The following is a 9,290-nucleotide window of genomic DNA, read 5'->3' as shown; positions in this document are numbered from 1 at the left end:
ATAGTGAGAGAGTGAGTGAAACTAAGTACTTCCATGGTAATAAATTTCTCATGTTTTTTTAGTTTATAGTGTAAGTAACGGTAGTAAGACGATTAAATCGTAACTAAGTAACAAAATAGTGGATTAGTTTGATTTAAATTAGAAAATATATTAGTATCATCATTACTATGACATTTAAATAGCAATTATTTCATTGATGAAGTAGCAGGAGGAGAAGACTTGAACCTCTTTCTATTGACGAGTTTGGGTATAGATGGAAAAGAGATTTTGGTCGTTTGGAGTGATGCCGACTATAACTGGGATAGGCTATCCACTTGGAATCAGGTGAAAACAGTTGTATGGGGCGTCGGGTTTACAGGACTTGTTTTTAGCTCATTCTGGTTAGCAGCAGCTGCCGGTACAGCTTCAATTGGGATGGCCGTTTATGATGAGCTTGATTAATTTTCTTAAATTTATTACACGAATACAAAACCATGTTAATTTTTTTTATCAACCTAAGGAATTTTTTCTATACTCGAGCAAGCAAAAATTCGGGATCGAAAAACATTGATTATCGATTATCGATGTCAACAGTATTTGTGCTCCATTACATGGCCTTGTGGATAATTATTGACATAGTTTTGAAAAAGGTTATGCATGGTTTTTCATTGATAGGGTTACTGAGAGCGGATCATCTTTTGCCCAAAATATTGACCACAATAGCGTTTTTTTCTCCTTTGGCAATTGTTATGTTTTACCTATTTAAAGAACTTGAAAAGCACGAAGTAACAAGAATGGACAAAGTAGAGGAAAAGAGATGGCTGTTTGTTACAATCGCTATCGTCGCGACAGGTGTCATGGCGTTAATGATCTTACCTCGTTTTCTAATGAAAATTTTGAACTGATAAAAATTGGGTATTGAATCAGTTATCAAACAAAGAGCCTGATCCAAAACGGTCAGGCTTTTTGTATTTCTAGAAATTACTATCCTTTTATCAAAAGTCTAAACCTTCATCTTCACAAGATTACCATAACTGATTGCAATGGCTTCCAAAGGAGGTCTTTTACAAACATCCTGCTCCACGAAGAAATGCGTCATGCCAGCCGTTTTTCTTGCAGCAAATATTTTTGCAAAATCAATCGCGCCCGTTCCAACTTCAGCAAACGCTTTACCCGGCCCTTTCTCCATGTCTTTAACGTGCCATAAAGGGAAACGGCCCGGATGCTGCTTGAATAGCGCCACAGGATCCAAACCGGCTCTTACAGCCCAGTATAAATCCAGCTCAAGTTTCACAAGAGAAGCATCCGTATCCTTTGTGATAATATCGTAGGGAAGCTGTCCGTCAAGTTTCTGGAATTCAAAATCGTGGTTATGGTAACCAAACTGAATCCCCGCCGCCTTACAGATCTCGCCTGACTTATTGAAAAGCACTGCGTATTTTTTGTAATCGTCAATGGATTTACGTTCGTCAGGCGTCAGATAAGCGCACATCATGTATTTCTGGCCTAATTCAGCTGAATCATCCACGGCACGTTTCCAATCGTTCGATAACGAGCCTTTTCTGTCGGGGGAAGAAATTCCAGCGCCATAGTGGCCGCTCACGGGATTTAACCCCAGCCCATTCAATATCGATTTAAATTCCTTAACCGTTTTGCCAAAGAATTTTCCGTCGGTATAGCCAAATGTTTCCACTTCTTTATAGCCGATTGCCGCCACTTTTTTAAGCGTTCCTTCAAGATCCTTGCTTAGGTCATCTCTCAAAGTATAAAGCTGCAAACCAATTTTAGACGATCCTTTCGCCATCGAAGGAATACGTGAAAGCAAAGGGATTGATAGTGCTACTGCACTGGTACGGAGAAAAGATTTCCGCGAGATTTTCTGGTTAAAGTCCATTTGGCCTGGTGACAAAAGATAAATAAAACTACTACTTTGTTATGGTTATAACGCCCGAACTGTTCATGGGTGTAAGTACCGTATCCGGCAATTTCCAATCCTGGGTAAAATATCCGTCCGTTACGATGTTTTTAAACGAGTCTTTGAAAAACAAAAGGTCCTTGAATTCCGGCAAACTTCTGTGTGTTGCCGGAACAAACGGGAAACCCTGATCCTCTGCTCCGGTCCACCACGGTAAGCCGGAACTTACAGTCACATAATGATCGGCAACCGGAAATACATACAGCAGTCCATAATTGGATGCAGAAGCATTTAAATGTATCGGCAGTTTATCAGCATATTTGTTAATAACGGCATTACTTTCTTTCGTTCCGAAAAGAATAAGATTTGCGCTTGCATAGTCACTTTCCCTTACCTCCTTGTCTGCCACGACTCTGGGAAAAAACATAACCCGGCCTAAAAACGGACCACGATAAGCTGACCAGTCTGCCGCCGCATTGGCGATATCCAGGCGTTTTTTCAATTCTTCCGGTGACGGGTTATCAGCTGTCCCGTAAACGTAGATATGACGCGTTGAGAAAGCGTCAAAAATTGGCCCTTCGGCGCCTTTTCTTTTTATTTGTCCAAGAGGACTCTGTTGTTCAACAATCGTCCAGGTATTTCCTTTTTTTACAAAAGAAGCCGTGCTGTCAACCCTGCCCGACAACGCAATGCCGTCAACGACCACATTATAATTTTGTCCGGCACTGAACCGCGGGTGTCCTTTCAGTTTAAGCGAAAATGCTTCGAGGTTCTTCGTTTTAACCTCAATGTTATTTCCTTTCTTGAAACCTGCATCGATTTCAGCAAGCAAACCGCTTTTGATGCCATCCAGCTGCACCCAATAGGCTTTGTTATATTTGTAAAACTTACTGGCAAATTTCACCGTGTTGGGATAAAGATTTCTGACCTGATTAAACCATCCGAAAATAAATTCCTCGTCATAGGCATTTACCCAGCTGTCGTGTTTGACATCGACAAATTCTTTATAGGTAACCTCTACCCCCATATCCTGCATTTTGGAAACCCATGCCCTCGTTCCCTCCACGGGTACAACAGGGTCCTTATCCCCGTGAAAAAAATGAACGGATAAATTTGAAGCATTACCGGCTAAATCAATCGTTCCTGCCGGAGGCGCCGGGCAAACCGGTGCGATCGCAGCCCAGATATCCGGGCGCGTCAGCCCAATCCAAAGGGTTCCGCCACCGCCCATCGATAAACCTGTCAGATAGGTCCGGTCTTCGTCAATATTAAATCTCCTTTTTACATCGGCAAGCACATCGTACACGTCCTGCTCGGGAATTCCCTGATAACCGGCTGTCCCGCGTGCATAAGGCGAAGCTACAATGAAATCCACGTCGTCCCAGGCGGGAAAATAGCGTGTGGCTTCCACGTCGGTTTCTCCTTCCGCATTGCTTTTACCAAAAACCCGGCGTAAAGCAAGACGGTGGTTGGAACCTGCGCCATGCAGCATCATCACCAGCGGATATTTTTTGGAAGCATCGTAATTTTGGGGAAGGTAGAGGCCATAAGGTTGTTCTGTGTCATCTGCCGCTGAAAAAAAAGTCAGAACCTGCGGTCCTTCAGATAATTTCTGCCCGGAAGCCAGCAACGAACCTATTAATACAAGTGCAAGTGCACAAAATATACCAAACCGGGAATTTCCTTTCATATATCAATATCTAAACTTCCAAAGTTTAAATATAATCTAAATCATAATGTTCTCCTTCGCTTTTTCTTAATTGCTAATCCGATTCTTTGAATATTGCAAATGGAGACGCAAAAAAAAGGCCTGATTCGAAAATCAGGCCTTTCCCTTAGTCACCATGTTCTATTTTCTTGTCACATTGATCGCAATCCGGCGGTTTTTTGCCCGCCCTTCCTCGGTATCATTGCTTTCGATCGGATGGTCAATTCCATAACCTTCCGATTGAATACGACTGGCTTTTATATTCTTTTTTACGATGCTTCTTTTCACTGCATCTGCCCTGTTTTTCGACAAACTAAGATTGGCCGCAGCATCGCCGCTATTATCCGTATATCCTCCGATCTTAATATTTACATTAGGATAAGCCCGCATAATCTCGGCAATGTTATTGACCTGCTCCTCTGACTCCGTATTGAGTTCAGCCATGTTCGGGTCAAAAACAATTCTGTCAAAATCGATCCACACATCCTTATCGACGGTCAGGCTTGAATCTTCTACAAAGTCGAGTAACTTCGATTCAGTACCACGTTCCGGAATACTAAGTTCGATATCTTTTGGCAGCTGCCGGGTTACAAGTCTTCCCGGACCGCTGTTTGTAATTCCTTTTGCAGGCTTTTGGGTACCTCCGGCTTCAACAGGAAAATCTTCAACAACCACGGTTTCCTCGCCCCTGTTCAATTTTTTATACCCCCAGATTATCAGGGATAAAAACAAAATAGCCGCCAAGAGATAACCTAGTTTCTTTTTACCGGAAACCGGTTTGTGTTCCAGATGATGCTCGCTTAGCGGGTTACGCTGGAGATTTTTATTTAGCTCTTCAAGCCCTTTAAAATCCCAAAGCGCCACAAGATCTTTGGGTAAAAATTTGAGAATAAATTCCTTTTGACCGACTAAAAGGTTGGTAAGTTTTAAAGGATCTATTGATTTTTCCTTCACTTGTTTTCCAACAACGCTCAAAACAATCGGAGCGGAAATGCTAAGAATATTTGAAACAGAGTAACTTTTCAGGCCCGTTGAAGCTGAAATAGAATCCGTCACAATTTTAAGATCCGTATCCAGTAACATAGGAAGCAGGGAAAGACCCATCGTAATCAAATCTTTCGACTTGACCGGATCAGACAAAACGCCGGCAAGATCTTTTAAAACGTAGTCTTCATTGTTGAGATTCATCAGACCGATGAGCTCATGAACACCACCCGAAGTGGATGCTTTGTTCATAATAGCGCCTATCAGCCCCGGAAGGGTGCCTAATAAAGCGGCCTGGACATCCCCTGTACTCTCTTCGGTTAATGCAGATATAATATAACCGACTTCCTTTGTAATATATCCCTTTGTTAACTCCAGTAAATTGACAGCCATAATGGTTGGTATTCGTTGTCTTGTTTTAAGTTAAAAATCATAGTTCATAATTTATCTGGAGGATATGCAAATTAATAATATTTTAATCACAGACTCTTATCAATTCGTCACTAAAATTAACAAGAAAGTTTTGAAACAGCGTGATAATCTTTTAATATAACAAGGTGGTTACTTGGTATATTAAAACGGGGTTAAAGGCTCAATACAAATAGCCATCTAAAGTACCTTAAAAAAGAAAAGAGGCAGGATCAAAAGACCTGCCTCTTCAACTATATCCAACTGCAAGTTGATCTTAAATCAATTTGCTACTTCTTCTTCTTTTTTTCTAACCGTGATCGTCAGCTCCTCGCTGTTTTCAACATGCGTTGCGACCAAAACATCCCCTTCTCTCAAATCTCCTTTAAGAATTTCTTCCGCAACAGGATCTTCAAGATATTTTTGAATGGCTCTGTTTAATGGACGGGCTCCGTACTGAGGATCATATCCTTTTTCAGAAAGAAAATCTTTCGCCTCAACTGTAAGTTCAATTTCGTAACCCAGACCTTTCACGCGGTTGAACAATTTACCCAGCGAGATATCAATGATACGGTGCAGATCTTCACGTTGCAGTGAGTTAAACACGATCACATCATCCAGACGGTTAAGGAATTCCGGAGAGAATGCCTTACGAAGTGCACTTTGAATCGTACTCTTCATAATTTCATCCTGATTATCAGATTTCGCTCTCGTCGAGAAACCGATTCCTGAACCAAAATCTTTCAAGTCACGTGCACCGATGTTGGAAGTCATGATGATAATAGTATTCCGGAAATCAACACGGCGACCTAGTCCATCTGTCAAAATACCATCGTCAAGCACCTGAAGCAAGATGTTGAAAACATCCGGGTGGGCTTTTTCGATTTCATCCAACAAGACAACGCTGTAAGGTTTACGACGAATTTTTTCAGTCAACTGACCACCTTCTTCGTAACCCACATAGCCCGGAGGTGCTCCAACCAAACGCGATACGCTGAATTTCTCCATGTATTCGCTCATATCGATACGCACAAGGGCATCGTCTTTGTCGAACAAATAAGTGGCAAGAACTTTTGCTAATTCCGTTTTACCTACACCCGTTGGGCCAAGGAAGATAAAAGAACCGATCGGTTTCTTAGGATCTTTCAAACCTACCCGTGTACGTTGAATCGCTTTTACCAATTTTTCAATCGGTGGGTTCTGACCAATTACTTTCGCTTTAAGCTCATCTGCCATCTTAAGCAATTTCTTTCCTTCATCCATCGACACGTTGGTCACGGGAATTCCGGTCATCATCGCTACTACTTCGGCAACATTATGCTCTGTAACAGTATATCTTTTTTGCTTGGTTTCTTCTTCCCAGGCAAGTTTAGCACGGTCAAGCTGATCGATCAATTTCTTTTCACGATCACGCAACTGAGCCGCTTCCTCGTATTTCTGACTCTTAACAACCCTGTTTTTTTCCTGTTTGATATTTTCAATTTGTTCTTCCAAATGAAGGATATCCTCAGGGACAGTAATGTTGCTGATATGTACTCTTGCACCCACCTCATCCAAAACGTCAATCGCTTTGTCGGGAAGGAAACGGTCTGTAATATAACGTTCCGACAATTTCACAGCCGTGCTGATCGATTCGGGCGTGTAACTTACATGGTGGTGATCTTCATATTTGTCCTTGATATTTTCAAGGATCTGAATTGTTTCTTCGATCGATGTCGCATCAACCATAACCATTTGGAAACGACGGGCAAGCGCACCATCTTTCTCAATGTACTGGCGATATTCATCCAGGGTTGTTGCACCGATACACTGGATTTCTCCGCGTGATAACGCCGGTTTAAACATGTTCGAAGCATCCAGAGAACCGGAAGCACCACCAGCACCCACGATTGTATGAAGCTCATCAATGAAAAGGATGACATCCGGAGATTTTTCCAGTTCATTCATAACCGCTTTCATTCTTTCTTCAAACTGACCGCGGTATTTTGTTCCTGCAACCAGTGAAGCAAGATCCAGTGTTACCACTCTTTTACCGAAAAGAACACGTGACACTTTTTTCTGAACAATTCTTAAAGCCAAACCTTCAGCGATGGCCGTTTTACCGACACCCGGTTCACCGATAAGGATCGGATTATTCTTTTTACGACGGCTAAGTATTTGCGCTACACGTTCAATTTCCTTTTCACGTCCAACAATAGGGTCAAGTTTTCCAACCTCAGCCATTTTCGTTAGATCGCGTCCGAAGTTATCCAGTACAGGCGTGCGTGATTTTTCTGCACCCTTTGATTCTTTTCCGGAAGCTGCGCCTCCGCCTCCACCGAACATCCCTCCTCTTGCTTCATCGTCTCCGTCTTCGGTTTCCGGACCCATATGGGGTTTTGTTCCTGATGATTGATATTCTAACATCTCTTTAATGACTTCGTAGTTAACATTAAATTTATGCAGGATCTGTGTGCCAACGTTGTCCTCGTCACGTAAGATGGACAGGAGCAAATGTTCAGTTCCTATCAGAGGACTTTTAAAAATCTTTGCCTCCAGATATGTAATTTTCAACACCTTTTCAGACTGCCTGGTGAGCGGGATATTCTGCAGATTTTTAACATTATTAGTTGCCGCACCCTTCGTAGCCTGTTCGATCGTCTGTCGAACATCATCCAGGGATACGCCCAGCTTTTTAAGTAAACCAATAGCAACACCATCACCCTCACGAATCATTCCAAGTAACAGATGTTCGGCACCGATATAATCGTGGCCAAGTCGTAAAGCTTCTTCCCGACTCAGAGAGATTACTTCTTTTACTCTATTTGAAAATTTTGCTTCCATGTGTAGCAATAAAAATGTGTCTTAATATTCTAAACGCTACTTGATACATCTTTGTTCAAAATAGCAGATTTATTGTTGCTTACAAGATCTCAGCAAAATACTCCTCGCTTCGGGCCCCATATTAAATAATAAATCGACAATACTTAAGTTACTTACAAAATCATTCCCGAAAGTCTGATAGTACGCAATTGGCTGATAATATTTATTTAAATTCCTATTCTTTTTATCATTTATTAAGGATATCGCATCTATAACCCCTTTATGCTCTTCCAAAGGCACTGACAAATTGTACCTAATATCCTTTCTTATACCCAACAATCTAAGACAAATTGTCAATAATTCATAATTTAGATCGACAAGAAATTCAGGTTTTTTCAAATAAACAGCCTGAAGTTCATCTGCATAAAATTCATAATAGGGCGACTTGCCATAAGCCGATTTAAAACATCCCCAGTGACGTCTTATCCAATGCTGACTGTGATCGATTTTTATATCTTTTGTTGGAGTATTCTGGTCATATCCCTGAACCGGAACAGTTAAAGTGTCAACTTTATTGGTTGTTAAAACACTGCAACGATTCCGATAGGTCTGCTTCACGTACTTTTCCTCGATATCTATCCAAATCAAATCGTTACTTAAAATACAAGCAAAATATTCCAGACAAGGAAGATACTGTAATTCAAACCGTACTGCTTTTTCAGGTTGAATAATATTATTAATTTCTGACACTATCAAATATGAGAAAGGCGGATGATATTATCAAAAAAATGATAACAATTATTTAACGGAATCTTTTTAATACAATCATAACTCAAATAGTTACAATTCGTATCACAAAAACAGACTTGTATCACCTAACCCTTCTCTGATAATTTCAAATTCGTCGTTAACGGCAAGAATAATTGTGGAACCGACATTGCCTCCGTACCCGCCATCGACAACGATATCGACCTGATGCTGAAATTTCTCGTAAATCAATTCCGGATCTGTGGAATATTCTATGATCTCGTCATCGTCCTTGATGGAAGTTGTTACAATCGGGTTTCCAAGCTCTTTAACGATTAGTCGTGGAATAAGATTGTCGGGGACACGTATCCCTACTGTTTTTTTATTGGTATTCAATAACCTGGGAACCTGGCTATTGGCATCCAGAATGAAGGTATAAGGCCCGGGAAGCACTTTTTTCATCAGTTTGAAAGCAGAATTCCCTACCCGGGCAAAATCTGCAATGTGGCTCAGATCATAACAGATAAACGAAAAATCATTTTTCTGTGGTTTGATCCCTTTGATCCGTGCTATTTTTTCCACAGCCCGGGTATTAAAAATATCACAACCTAATCCGTAAACTGTATCGGTGGGATAAATCACCAGACCTCCATCACGAAGGCAATCAACAACCTGGCGGATTCTTCTTTCGTCAGGATTTTCAGGATATATTCGAATTAATTCAGCTGGCATAGATTGGGCTATTTT

7 protein-coding genes are annotated in these 9,290 nt (G+C 41.2%); 1 reads left to right on the top strand and 6 read right to left on the bottom strand.

Going from position 1 to position 9,290, the window contains the following annotated elements; genetic code table 11:
* Positions 1-234: 234 nt before the first annotated feature.
* Complete coding sequence (locus RB622_RS27740) at positions 235-441, top strand: hypothetical protein (RefSeq protein WP_308050066.1); 207 nt, start codon at positions 235-237, stop codon at positions 439-441.
* 541 nt (positions 442-982) lie between these two features.
* Here the strand turns inward: RB622_RS27740 and RB622_RS27735 are convergent.
* The 6 genes from RB622_RS27735 to RB622_RS27710 form a co-directional block, all read right to left on the bottom strand.
* Positions 983-1,873 (bottom strand): sugar phosphate isomerase/epimerase, encoded by an 891-nt coding sequence (locus tag RB622_RS27735; RefSeq protein WP_308050065.1) that lies wholly within the window; start codon positions 1,871-1,873, stop codon positions 983-985.
* A 31-nt stretch (positions 1,874-1,904) separates the two neighbouring features.
* On the bottom strand, positions 1,905-3,584 hold the full coding sequence (locus RB622_RS27730) for an alpha/beta hydrolase-fold protein (protein ID WP_308050064.1): 1,680 nt from the start codon (positions 3,582-3,584) through the stop codon (positions 1,905-1,907).
* Between the two features lie 159 nt (positions 3,585-3,743).
* Positions 3,744-4,979 carry an OmpA family protein gene (locus tag RB622_RS27725; RefSeq protein WP_308050063.1) on the bottom strand — a complete coding sequence of 412 codons (1,236 nt, stop codon included), beginning with the start codon at positions 4,977-4,979 and terminating at the stop codon, positions 3,744-3,746.
* Positions 4,980-5,276: 297 nt separating this feature from the next.
* Positions 5,277-7,817, bottom strand: coding sequence for an ATP-dependent Clp protease ATP-binding subunit (locus tag RB622_RS27720; protein ID WP_308050062.1), 2,541 nt, complete (start codon positions 7,815-7,817; stop codon positions 5,277-5,279).
* A 69-nt stretch (positions 7,818-7,886) separates the two neighbouring features.
* Positions 7,887-8,546 carry a WbqC family protein gene (locus RB622_RS27715; RefSeq protein WP_308050061.1) on the bottom strand — a complete coding sequence of 220 codons (660 nt, stop codon included), beginning with the start codon at positions 8,544-8,546 and terminating at the stop codon, positions 7,887-7,889.
* Positions 8,547-8,648: 102 nt separating this feature from the next.
* Complete coding sequence (locus RB622_RS27710; RefSeq protein ID WP_308050060.1) at positions 8,649-9,275, bottom strand: L-threonylcarbamoyladenylate synthase; 627 nt, start codon at positions 9,273-9,275, stop codon at positions 8,649-8,651.
* Between the last annotated feature and the right edge of the window lie 15 nt (positions 9,276-9,290).

It is taken from the genome of Dyadobacter sp. LHD-138, from assembly GCF_030929615.1.
Taxonomy (GTDB): Bacteria; Bacteroidota; Bacteroidia; order Cytophagales; family Spirosomataceae; genus Dyadobacter.
Note: the sequence above shows the minus strand (reverse complement) of the source record. Positions and strands in the feature narration are given on the sequence as shown.

Coding starts and splice junctions, on each gene's coding strand:
- RB622_RS27735 (WP_308050065.1), bottom strand. CDS start 1,873: ATGGACTTTAACCAGAAAATCTCGCGGAAATCTTTTCTCCGTACCAGT.
- RB622_RS27730 (WP_308050064.1), bottom strand. CDS start 3,584: ATGAAAGGAAATTCCCGGTTTGGTATATTTTGTGCACTTGCACTTGTA.
- RB622_RS27725 (WP_308050063.1), bottom strand. CDS start 4,979: ATGGCTGTCAATTTACTGGAGTTAACAAAGGGATATATTACAAAGGAA.
- RB622_RS27720 (WP_308050062.1), bottom strand. CDS start 7,817: ATGGAAGCAAAATTTTCAAATAGAGTAAAAGAAGTAATCTCTCTGAGT.
- RB622_RS27710 (WP_308050060.1), bottom strand. CDS start 9,275: ATGCCAGCTGAATTAATTCGAATATATCCTGAAAATCCTGACGAAAGA.